The 16,061-nt window shown below is 75.2% G+C and carries 12 protein-coding genes and 1 tRNA gene; 6 read left to right on the top strand and 7 right to left on the bottom strand.

Going from position 1 to position 16,061, the window contains the following annotated elements:
* Nucleotides 1-19: 19 nt before the first annotated feature.
* The gene (locus O2V63_RS05565) at nt 20-517 is read right to left on the bottom strand and encodes a GNAT family N-acetyltransferase (RefSeq protein ID WP_269166552.1); all 498 of its coding nucleotides are present in this window, start codon (nt 515-517) and stop codon (nt 20-22) included.
* 186 nt (nt 518-703) lie between these two features.
* On the opposite strand from O2V63_RS05565, the gene O2V63_RS05560 reads away from it, so the two are divergent.
* Nucleotides 704-1,141, top strand: coding sequence for a hypothetical protein (locus O2V63_RS05560; RefSeq protein ID WP_269166551.1), 438 nt, complete (start codon nt 704-706; stop codon nt 1,139-1,141).
* A gap of 31 nt (nt 1,142-1,172) precedes the next feature.
* On the opposite strand, the gene O2V63_RS05555 is transcribed toward O2V63_RS05560, so the two are convergent.
* Complete coding sequence (locus tag O2V63_RS05555; protein WP_269166550.1) at nt 1,173-4,931, bottom strand: ABC transporter ATP-binding protein; 3,759 nt, start codon at nt 4,929-4,931, stop codon at nt 1,173-1,175.
* Between the two features lie 103 nt (nt 4,932-5,034).
* Here O2V63_RS05555 and O2V63_RS05550 point away from each other — a divergent pair, with 103 nt between their 5' ends.
* Nucleotides 5,035-6,993 (top strand): FUSC family protein, encoded by a 1,959-nt coding sequence (locus tag O2V63_RS05550; protein ID WP_269166549.1) that lies wholly within the window; start codon nt 5,035-5,037, stop codon nt 6,991-6,993.
* Between the two features lie 16 nt (nt 6,994-7,009).
* On the opposite strand, the gene O2V63_RS05545 is transcribed toward O2V63_RS05550, so the two are convergent.
* From O2V63_RS05545 to O2V63_RS05535, 3 genes are all read right to left on the bottom strand, one after another.
* Nucleotides 7,010-7,081 (bottom strand) — tRNA-Val (locus O2V63_RS05545).
* 67 nt (nt 7,082-7,148) lie between these two features.
* On the bottom strand, nt 7,149-7,613 hold the full coding sequence (locus O2V63_RS05540) for a peroxiredoxin (protein WP_269166548.1): 465 nt from the start codon (nt 7,611-7,613) through the stop codon (nt 7,149-7,151).
* A 43-nt stretch (nt 7,614-7,656) separates the two neighbouring features.
* Nucleotides 7,657-8,082, bottom strand: coding sequence for a DUF3052 domain-containing protein (locus O2V63_RS05535; protein ID WP_164699990.1), 426 nt, complete (start codon nt 8,080-8,082; stop codon nt 7,657-7,659).
* A gap of 395 nt (nt 8,083-8,477) precedes the next feature.
* Here O2V63_RS05535 and aceE point away from each other — a divergent pair, with 395 nt between their 5' ends.
* The 3 genes from aceE (at nt 8,478) to O2V63_RS05520 (ending at nt 12,976) form a co-directional block, all read left to right on the top strand.
* Nucleotides 8,478-11,291 carry a pyruvate dehydrogenase (acetyl-transferring), homodimeric type gene (gene aceE / locus O2V63_RS05530; protein ID WP_269166547.1) on the top strand — a complete coding sequence of 938 codons (2,814 nt, stop codon included), beginning with the start codon at nt 8,478-8,480 and terminating at the stop codon, nt 11,289-11,291.
* A gap of 105 nt (nt 11,292-11,396) precedes the next feature.
* A complete protein-coding gene (locus O2V63_RS05525) occupies nt 11,397-12,161 on the top strand; it encodes a MerR family transcriptional regulator (protein ID WP_269166546.1) in 765 nt (254 codons plus the stop codon).
* Nucleotides 12,149-12,976, top strand: a complete 828-nt coding sequence (locus tag O2V63_RS05520) for a hypothetical protein (protein ID WP_269166545.1) — start codon at nt 12,149-12,151, stop codon at nt 12,974-12,976. Before O2V63_RS05525 ends, O2V63_RS05520 begins: the two co-directional genes overlap by 13 nt.
* 4 nt (nt 12,977-12,980) lie before the next feature.
* Here the strand turns inward: O2V63_RS05520 and O2V63_RS05515 are convergent, their stop codons facing one another.
* Complete coding sequence (locus O2V63_RS05515; protein ID WP_269166544.1) at nt 12,981-14,195, bottom strand: M20 metallopeptidase family protein; 1,215 nt, start codon at nt 14,193-14,195, stop codon at nt 12,981-12,983.
* A gap of 38 nt (nt 14,196-14,233) precedes the next feature.
* Complete coding sequence (locus tag O2V63_RS05510) at nt 14,234-14,764, bottom strand: pirin family protein (RefSeq protein ID WP_269166543.1); 531 nt, start codon at nt 14,762-14,764, stop codon at nt 14,234-14,236.
* 117 nt (nt 14,765-14,881) lie between these two features.
* On the opposite strand from O2V63_RS05510, the gene O2V63_RS05505 reads away from it, so the two are divergent.
* Complete coding sequence (locus O2V63_RS05505; protein ID WP_269166542.1) at nt 14,882-16,048, top strand: PucR family transcriptional regulator; 1,167 nt, start codon at nt 14,882-14,884, stop codon at nt 16,046-16,048.
* Nucleotides 16,049-16,061: the final 13 nt, after the last annotated feature.

Below are 16,061 nucleotides of genomic sequence, written 5' to 3'. Positions count from 1 at the left end.
CCCACCGTCGGCTGCAACCTCAGGTGGTCGGCCCGACCATCGCCACCCGCGGCCCGTGCCGGTCCAGTCCGAGCTCGGTCTCCCGGCGGCGCAAGGCCTGCAGGCCGGGAGTGAGCTCGGTGGTCACCACCCACCCCCGCCGGGCGTAGAACGGGGCGTTCCACGGGACGTCGGCGTAGGTGAGCAGCGTGACCCGGTCGGTGCCGTGCTGCCGGGCCGTCTCCAGGGTGGCCGCCAGCAGCGCGGTGCCGATCCCCCGCCTGCCGTGCGCCGGGTGCACCGACAGCTGCTCGAGGTGGACGGCGCCGTCCACCAGCTCCAGGACGGCGAACCCGGTGACCGGGCGGCCGGCGACCAGCACCCGCCAGGCCCGGGCGCGCTCCTCGGCGGTCGCCGGCAGCGGGAGGTCGGTGATGCCCAGCGGGACGAACAGCTCGTCAGCGGCGGCCTCGACGGCCGGGAGCTGCTGCAGGTCGGCGTCGTCGGCCACCCGCACCGGCGGTGCTCCTGTCGACATGTCGGCACCCTGACACGTCGACCGGTCGACGTGTCGACCGCGGCGGCCCTGCTCGTCGGAGCCCGAGTGGGCAGAACTGGTCGACGACACGCGCGGGCGCGCCGGGGCGGGCAGCACCAACTGCTCACTCGGCGGATGCCGGCCGTCCCTGGCCAGGGGTGGGCCGCATCTGCCAGCCTCGGCGGCATGAGCACCGTGGTGCCGGAGACGGTCAGCGCCCCGCCCCGCCCGGTGGGTGGCCGCCGGGTCGCCCTGCTCGCCGGGCTGACCGTGCTGGCGGTGGCGCCCTACCTGGCCGGCCTGCTGGTGCCCTACTACGTCAACGACCTCGACGCCCTGCCGCTGGCCGAGGTGTCCAGTGGCGCGCACGACCCCAAGGACCTCTGGCCGCAGGGCCCACTCGCCGGCGTCACCCAGCTCACCGGCCTCCTCGCCATCAGTCTGACGCCGCTCGGCCTGCTGGCCGTGCTCATCGCCGCACTGACCGGCCTGGCCCCGCGCCGTCGGCGGAGCGCCCCGGTGGTGACGGCCGGCCTGGCACTGGTGGCCCTGACCTGCCTCGCCGCGCTGGCGTTCTACTTCTCCCCCATGGGCGCAGCGCTCATGTCGTGGCGGCTGGACTGAGGGCGGCCCCCACCGCCCCGGGCCGTGCCGCTCAGTCCATCAGCGGGTCGGCGTCCTCGTCGGCGGTGTAGGCCGCCCACAGTGCGGCGTAGGCACCGCCGGCGCCCAGCAGCTCGGCGTGCGGGCCGACCTCGACGACCCGCCCGCCGTCGAGCACCGCCACCCGGTCGGCGCGGGCCGCGGTGGTGAGCCGGTGCGCCACGACCAGCGTCGTCCGCCGCCGGGCGACGACGTCGGCCGCCCGGGTGACCGCCGCCTCGGTGGCCAGGTCGAGCGACGCGGTCGCCTCGTCCAGCAGCAGGACGTCGGGGTCGACCAGCTGGGCGCGGGCCAGCGCCAGCAGCTGCCGCTGCCCGGCCGACAGCGACCGCCCGCGCTCCCCCACCCGCGTCCGGTAGCCCTGCGGCAGCCCGGCGACCATCTCGTGCGCGCCCACCGCACGGGCCGCGGCCTCGACCTCCGCGTCCGAGGCGTCCGGCCGGCCGTAGGCGACCGCGTCGCGCACCGTGCCGGCGAACAGGTACGCCTCCTGCGGGACGACGCCGAGCCGGGCCCGGTACTGCAGCAGGTCCAGCGAACGCAGGTCGACGCCGTCGACGCAGACCGCCCCGGACGTCGGGTCGTAGAAGCGGGCGACCAGCTTCACCACCGTCGACTTGCCCGCCCCCGTCTCGCCCACCAGCGCCACGGTCTCTCCCGGCGCGACGGTGAGTGAGACGCCCCGCAGCGCCGGGGCCGGGGCGCCGCGGTAGCTGAACGTGACGTCGACCAGCCGCACCTCCCCCCGCAGCCGGCCCACCGGCGCCGGGTCGGCCGCGGCCGGGGTGGAGGTCGGCGTCCGCAGCAGGCCGCGCAGCCGGCGCAGGCCCACCGCGGCCTGCTGGTAGCTGTCGAACACCTGGGACAGCTGCTGCACCGGGGAGAAGAACGTGTTCACGTACAGCACGAAGGCCAGCAGGACGCCGGCGGTGATGTCGCCGGCAGCCAGCCGTGCGGCGCCCACCGCCAGCACCGCGGCGGCGGCCACCTCGGAGAGGAACTCGACGAACGGGAAGTAGGTGGCGATGTACCGCTGGGCCCGCAGCCGCACGTCGCGATAGGCCTGTGCGTACCCGCGGAAGGTGGCGGTCGAGTGCTCGGCCCGGTCGAAGGCCTGGGTCACCCGGATGCCGGCGACGTCCTCCTGCAACCGGGCGTTGACCGCGCTGACCCGTTCCCGGGCCTCGGTGTAGGCCGGCACCGACCGGGACCGGAACCACACGGTGGTGACCGCCAGCACCGGCAGCGACGCGACGAGCACCCCGGCCAGCACCACGTCGTAGAGGAAGACCACGACCAGCACCCCGACCAGCGTCAGCACGCTGATCACCGCCGTGGTCAGCCCGGTCTGCAGGAACGCCGACAGCGCGTCGACGTCGGTGGTCATCCGGGTCATGATCCGGCCGCCGAGCTCGCGCTCGTAGTAGTCCAGCCCGAGCCGCTGGAGCTGGGCGAAGGTCTTCACCCGCAGCGTGTAGAGCAGCCGCTCGCCGGTGCGCCCGGTGAGCCACGCCGCGCCCCGCCCGACCAGCAGACCGGCGCCGACGACGACCAGCGCGATGCCGGCGACCCCGAACAGCAGGGACGTCGACCCGGCGGTGATCCCGTCGTCGACGCCCTTGCGCACCAGCGCCGGGATCGCCAGCTGCGCCGCGGTGTCCAGCGCCACCAGGACCAGCGCACCCGCCAGCGGCCACCGGAACGGCCGGATAAGCCGCCACAGCGAGAACTCCTGGTCGCCGGCGCGGGCACGGTCGGCCGGCACCTCGGGGTCGTCGACGGTCGGGGGCAGCCGGGCGACCAGCTGCCGCAGCATCGGCGTGGGCGCCGCCGCCGCCATCGCCGAGCCCCGACCGCCGATGGAGGGGGCCGCGGGCTGCGCCGGGCCGTCGTCCTCGGCGACCGGCTCGGGCTCCGGCCAGGCGGCCGGGGTGGTCCTGCCGGCCGGCGGGGCGTCGTCCGCGGCCGGCTCGCCGCCGGTGCCGGACAGCAGCAGCCGGTACAGCGGGGAGCGCGCCTCCAGCTCCGCCGCGGTGCCGACGTCGACCACCCGCCCGGCGTCCAACACGGCCACCCGGTCGGCGAGCGCCAGGGTGGAGCGGCGGTGCGCGACCAGCAGCGTCGTCCGGCCCTGGACGGCGGTGCGCAGCGCGGTGTGGATCCGGGCCTCTACCGCGGCGTCGACCGCGGACGTGGCGTCGTCGAGCACCAGCACCCGCGGGTCGGTGAGCAGGGCGCGGGCCAGGGCGACCCGCTGCCGCTGCCCGCCGGAGAGGGTCAGCCCCTGCTCGCCGACGACGGTGTCGTAGCCGTCGGGCAGCTCGCTGATGAACCCGTCGGCCTGGGCGGCGCGGGCGGCGGCGCGGACCTCGGCGTCGCTGGCGTCCGGGCGGCCGAAGGCGATGTTGGCGCGCACCGAGTCGGAGAACAGGAAGCTGTCCTCGAAGACGACGCCGAGCGCGCCGCGCAGCGCACCGAGGTCCAGGTCGCGGACGTCCCGGCCGCCGATCCGCACCGCCCCGACGGAGACGTCGTAGAAGCGCGGCAGCAGGCTCACCACGCTGGACTTGCCCGACCCCGAGGTGCCGATCAGCGCCAGTGTCTCCCCCGGCTCGACCCGCAGCGACACCCCGGAGAGCACCGGACGGCCCGGTTCGTACCCGAAGGTCACCCCGGCCAGCTCGACCGGCAGCGGGCCGGCGGGCAGCGGGGCGGTGCCGGACACCAGCGTCGGCCGGGCGTCGATGATCTCCAGCACCCGCTCCACCCCGGCCCGGGCCTGCTGCCCGAGGGTGAGGACGGCGGCGAGCTGGCGGACCGGTGAGACGAGCACGGCCAGGTAGGTGGCGAAGGCCAGGAAGGTCCCCAGCGTGATGGAGCCGCGCAACGCCAGCCACCCACCGAACGCCAGCACCCCCACCTGGCCCAGCGCCGGGACCGCCTGCAGCAGCGGGTTGTAGCGGGCGGTGAACCGGACCACCCGCATCCGGGCGCCGAACAGCCGGCGGGCACCGCCGTCGAGCCGGTCGAGCTCGCGGTCCTCCTGCCCGAACCCCTTCACCACGCGCACCCCGCTGACCGCGGCCTCGACGTCCCCGGCCACCACCCCGGCCTGCTGCTGGGCGGCCCAGTTGGCCGGGAAGAGGTCCCGGCGGGACCGCAGCGCCAGCCACCACAGCGCCGGGCCGACGGCGAGCGCGACCAGGGTGAGCAGCGGGGAGAGCCAGGCCATGACGCCGAGGGAGACGACGAACAGCAGAGCGCTGCCGGTGAGGTTGGGCAGGAACGCCAGCAGCCCCTGCACGAGGGTGATGTCGCTGATCGAGCGACTGACCGTCTGCCCGGTCTGCAGCCGGTCCTGCCCCGGGCCGTCCAGCCGGGACAGCGCCGCGGCGACGTCGTCGCGCAGGTCCAGCTGCACGTCCAGCGACAGCCGGCCGGCCAGGTAGCGGCGGACGAAGCCGGCCGCGAACCGCAGCACCCCGGCCAGCACGAGCGCGACGAGGAACGGCGAGACGTCCACCGGGCGCCCGGACTCCGCGCCGGCCACGACCCGGTCGACCACCTCACGGGTCAGCAGCGGCACCCCGGCGGCGATCACCGACCCGATCAGGGCCGCGCCGAACGCGCCGATCAGGTCGGCCCGGTGGCGCAGGCAGTAGCCGACGAGCCGGCGGAACCAGCCGCCCTCGGGCACCGGGTCGGTGCGGTCGGCGGACGGCGCGGCGGTCTGTTCGACGGTGGCCGTCACTGCCGGGCCGGGCCGGTGCGGCGGTGGGCTCCCGGGCACGGCACGGCGTCCAGTGTGCGACGTCCTGGCCCGGCGCGCCGCGCCCGGGTGGGAGGCTGCCCCCGTGGCGGAGCGGGGGTTGCGGGCGCCGGCCTGGCTCGAGGAGCTGGTGCGCACCAGTCCGGCGGGCGTGCCGTGGCGCGACGTCACCCGTTTCGCCCTGGTCATCCCCGCCCCGCTGGCCGTCGCCCTGGCCGTCGGCGGTGTCGAGGGCCCGGCGCTGGGCGCCGGGGTGTTCGCCACCATGGGCTCGCTGGCCGCGACGCTGGCACCGCAGTCGGGCCCGCTGCGCGTGCGGCTGCGCCGGGTCTCCGCGGCCTCGCTGCTGGGCGGCGTCGGCCTGCTGGTCGGGCACGGCCTCACCGGCGGCGGCTGGCAGCCGGTGCTGCTGATGGTCGTCGTCTCGGCGATCGCCGCGCTGCTGAGCTCGATCAGCGGTGCCTTCTCCCTGGGCGCCCTGCAGCTGCTCATCTACACCGCGATCTCCTCCGGGCTGGAGACCCCGCTGTCCGCCGGCGTCGAGCTCGGGTTCTTCCTGGCCGGGGCGGCGTGGGGAGCCCTCGCCGTCCTGGTGCAGGCGCGCACCGAGCAGCTGGACCCCGACCGGTCCGCCGTGGGGGTGGTGTTCACCCGGGTCGCCGAGCTGCTCGAGGCCATCGGCACCGACCGCACCGAGGAGGCCCGCCGCGAGCTCACCCTGGCGCTGAACGCCGGCTACGACCGGGTCATCCACGCCCGCAGCCGCTCGGCCGGCCGCAGCCGGGAGCTCGCCGAGCTGGCCGGGGTGCTCAACGCGGCAGCACCGCTGGTGGAGGGAGCCGTGGCCAGCGCCCGGGCCGGGGTGCCGGCCGACTCCCGGGACATCGGCGCGGCGCACGCCCTGGCCACCGCCGTCACCAGCCGTCGTCCGGTGCTCGGCGAACGGCCGCCGCCGGTCGAGGACGCACCGGCACCGCGCCGGGCGGTCCGGCACGGTCTGCGGTTGGTGTGGAACGTCGTCGGCGACCCGGAGGAGCGGGCCTCGGCAGCGGTCGTACGGCCCGAGCCGGAGTGGCGGGTGCGGCTGCACGACCTGTTCGACCGGACCGTGGGCAACGCCGACTCCCGGGCCTTCGTCGTCCGGCTCACGCTGTGCATGACGGTCGCCGAGATCGCCCGCCAGCTGCTGCCGATCGAGCGGCCCTACTGGGTGCTGCTGACCGTGGCGATCGTGCTCAAGCCGGACTACGGCTCGGTGTTCACCCGGGCCGTGCAGCGCGGCGCGGGCACCCTGCTCGGCGTCCTGATCGGCTCGCTGCTGCTGACCTTCCTGCACCGGGACGCCTGGGTGCTGCTCCCCCTGGCGCTCGCCGCCGGCGCGCTGCCGTGGGCCCGTAGCGGCAACTTCGGGCTGTTCTCGGTCTTCCAGACGCCGCTGATCATCCTGCTGCTGGACCTCGCCACGCCCAGTGGCGCCGAGCTGGTCGGCGCCCGGCTGATCGACACCCTGATCGGCTGCGCGATCGTGCTCGTGTTCGGCTACCTGCTGTGGCCGCAGACCTGGCGGGCCCCGCTGGACGACGCGCTGCGCAGCGCCACCCTGGCACTGGACCGCTTCGTCGACGCCGCGTTCACCCAGGGACCCGAGGCCACCCGGCGGGCCCGGCGGGGCAGCTACCGGGCGCTGACGGAGCTGCAGACGCAGCTGCAGCGCCGGCTGGCCGAGCCGCCGCCGATCAGCACCCGGGCGGCGGCCTGGTGGCCGGTGATCGTGCAGCTGGAGCGGACGTCGGACGCGGTCACCGAGGCGGTCATCGCCATGCGGGCAGGCGAGCCGGCCCCCGACTCCGCGCAGGTCGGGGTGCTGTGCAAGGCGATCCGGCAGCTGGAGCAGGACCTGCGCGAGCACCGCGCCCCCGACGACGCCGAGATCCACGCCGAGGGCGTGCTGGCCCCGGTGGCCCGGGAGATCGACGCCGCCCGGCGGCTGATCCGGGCGACCACCCCGGGCCGGCGCACCGGCGTCCGCGGCACCGACGACTGAGACCATCGGCCGAGAGTGGGCGCGGCAGGGATCGAACCTGCGACCGCTCGCTTGTAAGGCGAGAGCTCTCCCGCTGAGCTACGCGCCCGTGCGGCCAGGGTAGCGGGAGCCTGCCCTGCCCCTGGCCGCCCGACGGACTGCGGTGGGACGGCGGCTCAGGCGGCGACGAGCTGCCCGACTGCGTCCTTCCAGCCCGACTGCGCCCGCGCGTCACCGGGCTGGTTGACCTCGGCGAAGACGAGCGTGCCCTCGGCGTCCACCAGGAACGTGCCGCGCAGTGCCATCCCGGCCCGCTCGTTGAACACCCCGTAGGCCTGGGCGGCCGCGCCGTGGGGCCAGAAGTCCGAGAGCAGCGGGAAGGGCAGCTGCTGCTCGGCCCGGAACGCCTTGAGGCTGAAGGTGGGGTCGGTGGAGATGGCGACCACCTGGACCCCGGCGTCGGTGTACGTGGCCAGTTCATCGCGCAGCTGGCACAGCTCGCCGGTGCAGATGCCGGAGAAGGCGAACGGGTAGAAGACGACGAGCACCGGCGCCCCCCGCAGCCCGGCCAGGGAGACCACCTGCTTGTCCTGGTCGGGCAGGCTGAACTCGGGTGCGGCTTCGCCGACGGAGAGGCTCATGCCGCGATCGTGCCCCACCTCCGGCGCGGGCGCCGGACCGGGTTCAGCGGCGGGAGCGGGCTGCCTTCGGGGTGACCAGCCGGATGCCCGACCAGTCCTTGGCCGCGGAGATGCTGGAGGTCTGTGCGAGCCCGGCGGTGGGGGCGGCCTCGGTGACGTCACCGGGCTCGACGTGGCCGGGGCGCCCGGACTTCGGCACGAGCAGCCAGACGACGCCGTCCTCGGCGAGCGAGGCGATCGAGTCGACGAGGGCGTCGATCAGGTCGCCGTCCTCGTCGCGCCACCACAGCAGGACGACGTCGGCCACCTCGTCGGAGTCCTCGTCGACCATCTCGCCGCCCGAGAGCTCGACGACGGAGTCGCGCAGGTCCTCGTCGGCGTCCTCGTCCCAGCCGAGCTCCTGCACGACCATGCCCGGCTTGATCCCCAGCCGGGCAGCCATGCTGGTGCTGCCCGAGTCGACGCTCATCCCTGCTGTTCCTCCGTGTGCTCGGCTGCCCGGTCTCCCGGGCTGTCTCGTGTGCTGCTGTGCGGTCTGGCGCGCCCCGTCGCGGAGTGCGCCGGTGCGATGGTCCTGGAGAGATCGTGCCCTGTCCCGGCCCGCGCTGCCTGGTCGGGACCTCTGAACAGCTCGACCCGACCCCCTCTGCCCGGGTGCAGGGCGGCCCCTGGCGTGCCCCGTCCCCCGACGTCGCCGGGGTGCGGGCCCACGCTGTCCGGGCCACCGTTGCAGCGGAGCGTAGGGCATCGGGGGGCAGGCGCAAGGCCTCGACCGGGCTGCGCGGCCGCGCCGCCGTCCCGTCCCTCGGGACGCGACACGGGGCAGACGTGACGCGCGCCGCCCCGGCAGGAGACGATGGGGGCATGAGCGCAACGCAGCAGTCGGACGGAGACCCCGCCCGCACCATCGGCAGCCCCCGTGCGGTCATCACCGACGGGCGGGCCAGCCAACTCCCCGACACCGACCCGGACGAGACCCAGGAGTGGCTGGAGTCCCTCGACGCGGTCGTCGACCATGCCGGCCGGGGCCGAGCCCGCTACCTGATGCTCCGGATGCTGGAGCGCAGCCGGGAGCAGCAGGTCGGCGTCCCCGCGTTGCGCAGCACCGACTACATCAACACGATCGGGCCGGAGCAGGAGCCGTGGTTCCCCGGCGACGAGGACGTCGAGCGCCGGATCCGGGCCTACATCCGGTGGAACGCCGCGATCATGGTCCACCGGGCGCAGCGCCCGGGCATCGCCGTGGGCGGCCACATCTCGTCCTACGCGTCGTCGGCATCGCTGTACGAGGTCGGCTTCAACCACTTCTTCCGCGGCAAGGACCACCCCGGCGGCGGCGACCAGATCTACTTCCAGGGTCACGCCTCCCCCGGCATCTACGCCCGCGCCTACCTCGAGGGCCGGCTCGACGAGCACCAGCTCGACGGCTTCCGGCAGGAGGTCAGCCACCCCGGCGGCGGGCTGTCGTCCTACCCGCACCCGCGGCTGATGCCCGACTTCTGGGAGTTCCCCACCGTCTCGATGGGGCTCGGCCCGCTGAACGCGATCTACCAGGCGCGGTTCAACCGCTACCTGCACGACCGCGGCATCGCCGACACCTCCGACCAGCACGTCTGGGCGTTCCTCGGCGACGGTGAGATGGACGAGCCCGAGTCGCTCGGCCCGATCGGCCTGGCGGCCCGCGAGGAGCTGGACAACCTCACCTTCGTCGTCAACTGCAACCTGCAGCGGCTCGACGGCCCGGTCCGCGGCAACGGCAAGGTCATCCAGGAGCTGGAGTCCTTCTTCCGCGGCGCCGGCTGGAACGTCATCAAGGTGATCTGGGGCCGCGGCTGGGACAAGCTGCTGGCCGCCGACCGCGACGGCGCGCTGGTCAACCTGATGAACTCCACGCCGGACGGCGACTACCAGACCTACAAGGCCGAGGACGGCGCCTACGTCCGCGAGCACTTCTTCGGCCGCGACCCGCGCACCCGCAAGCTGGTCGAGGGGATGAGCGACAAGGAGGTCTGGGAGCTCCAGCGCGGCGGCCACGACTACCGCAAGGTCTACGCCGCCTACAAGGCCGCGATGGACCACAAGGGCCAGCCCACCGTCATCCTCGCCAAGACCATCAAGGGCTGGACGCTCGGCAACCACTTCGAGGGCCGCAACTCCACGCACCAGATGAAGAAGCTGACCGCGGAGGACCTGGCGAACTTCCGGGACCGGCTCTACCTGCCGATCCCCGACGAGCAGCTGGACAAGACCCTGCCGCCGTACTACAAGCCGGCAGCCGACTCCGACGAGATGCAGTACATGATGGAGCGGAAGCGTCAGCTGGGCGGGTCCATCCCCCGGCGCAGCTACGCCGCCAAGCCCCTCAAGGCACCCGACGACAAGGCCTTCGAGGTCGTACGTCGGGGCTCGGGCAAGCAGGAGGTCGCCACCACGATGGCGTTCGTCCGGCTGCTCAAGGAGCTCATCAAGGACCCGGAGCTCGGCCCCCGCTTCGTCCCGGTGATCCCCGACGAGGCCCGCACCTTCGGGCTGGACTCGCTCTTCCCGACGAAGAAGATCTACAACCCGCACGGCCAGAACTACACCTCGGTCGACCGCGAGCTGATGCTGGCCTACAAGGAGTCCACGACCGGGCAGATCCTGCACGAGGGGATCAACGAGGCCGGCTCCGCGGCGTCGTTCATCGCCGCCGGGACGTCGTACTCCACGCACGGCGAGCCGATGATCCCGATCTACATCTTCTACTCGATGTTCGGGTTCCAGCGCACCGGCGACTCGTTCTGGGCCGCCGGTGACCAGATGACCCGCGGGTTCCTGCTCGGTGCCACCGCCGGGCGCACCACGCTGAACGGCGAGGGCCTGCAGCACGAGGACGGGCACTCGCTGCTGCTCGCGGAGACCAACCCGGCGGTCGTGTCCTACGACCCGGCGTTCTCCTTCGAGCTCGGGCACATCATCAAGGACGCCCTGCGGCGCATGTACGGCGAGGACCCGGGTGCCCCGCTGGGCGGGCACCGCAGCCCCGACGTCATGTACTACCTGACGGTCTACAACGAGCCGTACGTCCAGCCGGCCGAGCCGGAGGACCTCGACGTCACCGGCCTGCTGGCCGGGATGTACCGCTACGCCGAGGGCCCCCAGGTGGCCGACGGCACCAAGGCGCAGGTGCTGGCCTCCGGCGTGGCCGTGCCGTGGGCGCTGCGGGCGCAGGAGCTGCTGGCCCAGGACTGGAACGTCTCGGCCGACGTCTGGTCGGTGACCTCCTGGAACGAGCTGCGCCGCGAGGCGGTCCAGGCCGAGGAGTGGAACCTGCTGAACCCGGCGGAGGAGCCCAAGGTCCCCTACGTCACCCAGCAGCTCACCGACGTCCCCGGCCCGGTCATCGCGGTCTCGGACTGGATGAAGGCGGTACCGGACCTGCTCGCCCCGTTCGTCCCGGGCGGCCTGACGTCGCTGGGCACCGACGGGTTCGGCCTGTCCGACACCCGCCCGGCGCTGCGCCGGCACTTCCGGGTCGACGCCGAGTCGATCGTCGTGCGCACGCTGGCCTCGCTCGCCCAGCGCGGTGAGGTCGAGCGCGACGTCGTCCGGCAGGCGGTCGAGAAGTACCAGATCGGCGAGGTGCAGGCGGCTCCCGCCGACACCAGCACCGCCCCGGAGCAGCAGCCCGAGGCGTAGTCGCCGACGAGCTCCGGTACGACCGAACGGCCCGCCTCCCCGATCCGGGGGGCGGGCCGTCCGTCGTGTTGACCTTGACGTAGCGGCAAGGTCCATCCTGACCCCGTGGTGAGCATCGGTGCGCTGGCCAGGCTGGCGAGGACGACGACGCGGACGATCCGGCACTACCACTCCGTCGGCCTGCTCCCCGAGCCCCGCCGCCGGGCCAACGGCTACCGCGACTACGACGCGCACGACGCGGCGCGGCTCCTCCGCGTGCGTCGGCTGGTCGGGCTCGGCCTGCCGTTGCCGGAGGTCGCCGCCGCGCTGGCCGGCGAGCCGGGAGCCGGGCCGACCGGCGTCCGCGACGCCCTGCTCGCCCTGGACGCCGACCTGACCCAGCAGGCCGCGGCCATCGACGCCCGTCGCCGGCAGCTCGCCGACCTCCTCGCCCGGGAGGACCTGACGACCTCCGAGCAGGTGGCCGCCCTGCTGCGCGACCTGACCGCCGCAGCGCCCGGCGCGGCTCCCGACCAGCTCGCCCGGGAACGGGACCTGCTCGAACTGCTGGAGACCGCTGGGGGTGCGGAGCAGTTCAGCGGCATCGCCGATCGCTATCGGGCCGTCCTCGCCGACCCCACCACGGTCGACCGGATCAGTGCCTGGTCGGAGCGGTTCGAGGCACTGGCCCGTGCGGCACCGGCCGACCCGGCGGTCGCCGAGGTGGCCGCGGAGCTGCGCGCGCTGGGCCCGGAGCTCTTCCCGGGCCCGACCGGCCCGCCGGTCGAGGACGACGGGACGGCGTGGGAGGCCTTCCTCGCCTCGCTCTCCCCGGCCCAGCGCCGGTGCGTCGAGCTGGCAGGACGGGGGTGGCCGACGTGCGCGCCCTGAGGTGGGCCGCACCGGCGGTGCTGCTGGTCGAGGTGGTGCTGGTCGTCGGGGGCCGGCTCTCCCTCGGTCGGGCCGCCCTGCTGTTCGTCCTGGTGGAGGCGTTCCTCGCGCTGACCGTGGCCGGGCAGCTGGTCGCCGCCCGTCGGCGGTACCGGCAGGCGCGGACGGCCGGAGCCGAGGCGGAGGAGGCGCTCGACGAGGCCCTCCGCACGGTGCTGCCCGGCCCGATCGCCACCGCGGTGCACCACGAGCTGCGGCTGTGGTCGTCGCTGGTGCTGCTGGCACGCCACCGCCGGCACGGGGTGCCGCCGGGGGCGGTCGCGATCCCCTACGACCGCGACCTGCGCCCGATCACCGTCGCGTTCCTGGGGCTCGCGGTGGTCGAGCTGGCCGTCGTCGAGCTGGCCGTGCCCTGGGCCACCGTGCGGTGGGTGCTCCTGGTCGCCGGGGTCTGGACCCTGCTGTTCCTCGCCGGGGTGGCCGCCGCCAACGTCGTCCGCCCGCACGTGGTGACCGAGGAGGTGCTGCGGCTGCGCTCGGCCACGTTCGCCGACGTCCGGGTGCCGCTGGACCGGGTGGCCTCGGTCGCCGTCCGCCGCCGACCGGCACCGGACCGGACGATCTCGGTGGCCGACGCGGAGCTGGTGCTGGGGATCTCGGGCTCGACGGGTGTGGAGGTGCGGCTGACCGGGCCCACCACGATCGGCCTGGGCCGGGGCACCGCCACGGTGGAGGCCGTGCGGTTCGCCGCCGACGACCCGCCCGCCGCGGCCCGGGCGCTCCGGGCCGCGGCAGAGCTCCGGGACCCGAGGTGATGCGTCAGCCCGCGAGAGCCTGGGCCGCCATCAGGGCGTACATGGCCACCCCGGCCGGGAGGGCGTCCTCGTCGAAGACGACCAGGTCGGAGTGGTTGCCCGGCGCGGTCGCCGGGTCGAGGTCCGGCGGGCAGGCGCCCAGGAAGGCCATCGCGCCGGGCACCTGCTCCAGCACGTAGGAGAAGTCCTCCGCGCCCATGAGCGGCGCCGCCATGACGGCGCTGGCCTGCTCGCCCAGCAGCTGCGCGGCCGCCGCGGTCACCTGGGCGGCCACCTCGGCGTCGTTGACGGTCACCGGGTAGCCCTCGACCCGGACGAACTCCGCCCGCAGGTCGTGGGCGGCGGCGACGTGCTCGGCGACCCGCTGCACCGAGGCCAGGACGTCGGCCCGCCGCTCCGGCGAGAGGGTGCGGATCGTGCCGTCCATGACCGCGGACGGCGGGATGATGTTGTCCTTCGTGCCCGCCTCCAGGTGCCCGATCGTGACCACGGCCGGGTCGAAGACGTCGACCCGGCGGGTGACCATCGCCTGCAGCGCCAGCACGATCTCGGCGGCGACCGGCACCGGGTCGGCGGCCAGGTGCGGGGTCGAGGCGTGCCCGCCGCGGCCGTGCACGATGATCCGGAACTGGTCGGCCGAGGCCATCATGGCGCCGGCCCGGACGTTGATCGTGCCGGTCGGGAACACCGTGGAGATGTGCAGCGCGAACGCGCCGCTGACCGGGGCATCGGGGACGACGTCGAGCAGCCCCTCCTCCAGCATGAAGCGGGCGCCGTGGTGGCCCTCCTCCCCCGGCTGGAACATGAACACCACCTGCCCGGCGAGGCTGTCCCGGCGCTCGGCCAGCAGCCGCGCGGCGCCGGCCAGCATGGCGACGTGGGTGTCGTGCCCGCAGGCGTGCATCGCCCCGGGCACCTCGGAGGCGAACGGCAGCCCGGTGGTCTCGGTCAGCGGCAGGGCGTCCATGTCGCCGCGCAGCAGGTAGGTGGGGCCGGGGCGGGCGCCGCGCAGCACCCCGACCACCGAGCTGGTGCTGGTGCCGGTGGTCAGCTCGATCGGCAGGTCGCCGAGGGCGGCCAGCACCATCGCCTGGGTGGCCGGCAGCTGCAGGCCGACCTCGGGCTGGCGGTGCAGCCGGCGGCGCAGGTCCACGGTGCGCTCGGCATCGGCCCGGGCGGCGGCGAGCAGGTCAGCGGCGAGGGATGCGTCGGCAGGCATGCGGCCAGTCTGTAGCAGGGCTCAGCACCTGCGGTAGGTCAGTCCGCCCAGGCCGGCCGGGCGGCGTCCAGCTGCCAGACCAGCACGGCCGCCGGGCCCTCGACCGGGCCGTCCCCCGGCGCGACGGTCACCTCGCCGTCCCGGACGAGCACCCGCAGCCCGGGCGGCACGTCGGCACCGGCGTCGCCGACCCAGAGCCGGGCGTCGGGCCGGCCGAGGTCGACCCACCCGGTCGGCCGCAGCAGCACGTCGTGCGCCGGCAGCGCCCCGGGGTCGGCGGCCCGCAGGTAGGCCTGGACGACGTGCGCTCCCCCGGTGCCGGCGACCTCGTCGTGCTCCAGCCCCCGGCCCGCGCGCAGGACGGCGACGTCGCCGGCCCCCAGCACGGCCTCGCGCCCCCAGGCGTGCCGCAGCGAGCCGGCGAGCACGACCGCCACCACGTCGACGTCGGCGTGGGCGTGCCGTCCGTATCCGGCGGCTGCGCCGAGCCGGTCGTCGGCCAGCCGCAGCAGGGGGCCCAGCGACCCGTCCTCCGGGGCCAGCAGCACCCGGGAGTCCAGCCCGCTCATCGGGCGGTCTCGCGGCGGACGGCGGGGGCGGGGTGACCCGGAGGAGCGGTGTGCACCACTCCACGATCCCGCACGCGGGGCGCACCGTGACAGGCTGGTGGGATGGGAGCAGGACCGGTGCGCACGCAGCCCTCGGAGGCGACGTTGCGCCGGCTCGAGCGCTCCTCGGGCGCCCTGGCCACCCAGGCGGTGGCCCGGATGGACGAGGAGCTGTCCTGGTTCCGGGCGATGCCCGCCAGCCAGCGGTCCTGGGTGACGCTGGTCGCCCAGGCCGGCATCGCCTCGCTGGTCGAGTGGTGCCGCAACCCCGGCCGGCCGCCGCGGCTGACCGGGGAGGTCTTCGGCGCCGCCCCCCGCGAGCTGATGCAGGCCGTGCCGCTCAAGCGATCGGTCGACCTGATCAAGGTGACCGTCGAGGTGGTCGAGGACCGGGTCGAGCAGGTCGCCGAGCCCGGCGACGCCGACCGGCTGCGGCTGACCGTGCTGCAGTTCAGCCGGGAGATCGCCTTCGCCGCAGCCCACGTCTACGCGAGCTTCGCCGAGAACCGCGGCGCCTGGGACGCCCGGCTGGAGGCACTGGTCGTCGACGCCCTGGTCCGCGGTGACCGTTCCGACGAGCTGCCCGGCCGGGCCGCGGCCCTGGGCTGGACGGAGACCGAGCCGGTCGTCGTCCTGGTCGGCTCGGCCCCGCCGGGTGAGGACGACGCCCGCGCCGCCGTCCGCCGCGCGGCCCGGTCGCTCGGCTGCGAGGTGCTCGTCGGGGTCCACGCCGACGAGCTGGTCGTCGTCCTCGGCGGTGCCGCCGACCTGGCCCAGATCACCTCCCGGGTGTGCCGCGAGTTCGGCCCCGGCCCGGTGGTGCTCGGCCCGCGGGTCGACTCGCTGGCCCACGCCGGGGAGTCCGCGACCGTGGCCCTGGCCGGGCTGCGGGCCGCCGCGGCCTGGCCCGGCGCGCCCCGGCCGGTCGAGGCCGAGGACCTGCTGCCCGAGCGGGCGCTGGACGGCGACCCGCTGGCCCGCTCCGCGCTGGCCGACCGGGTGGCCGCGCCCCTGCAGGCGGCCGGCGCCGAGGTGCTGGAGACCGTGCGCACCGTGCTGGGCAACGGGGGCAACCTGGAGGCCACCGCCCGGGCGCTGTTCGTGCACACCAACACCGTGCGGTACCGGCTCAAGCGGGCCGCCGAGCTCACCGGGTACTCGGCCACCGACCCCCGGGGAGCCTGGACGCTGCAGCTGGCACTGGCCCTCGCGCAGCTCGAGGGTGGCCGCTCCCTCTGGCACTGAGCGGCCGCCCGTT

The organism is Modestobacter sp. VKM Ac-2977 (assembly GCF_026968045.1).
GTDB lineage: Bacteria > Actinomycetota > Actinomycetes > Mycobacteriales > Geodermatophilaceae > Modestobacter.
Note: the sequence above shows the minus strand (reverse complement) of the source record. Positions and strands in the feature narration are given on the sequence as shown.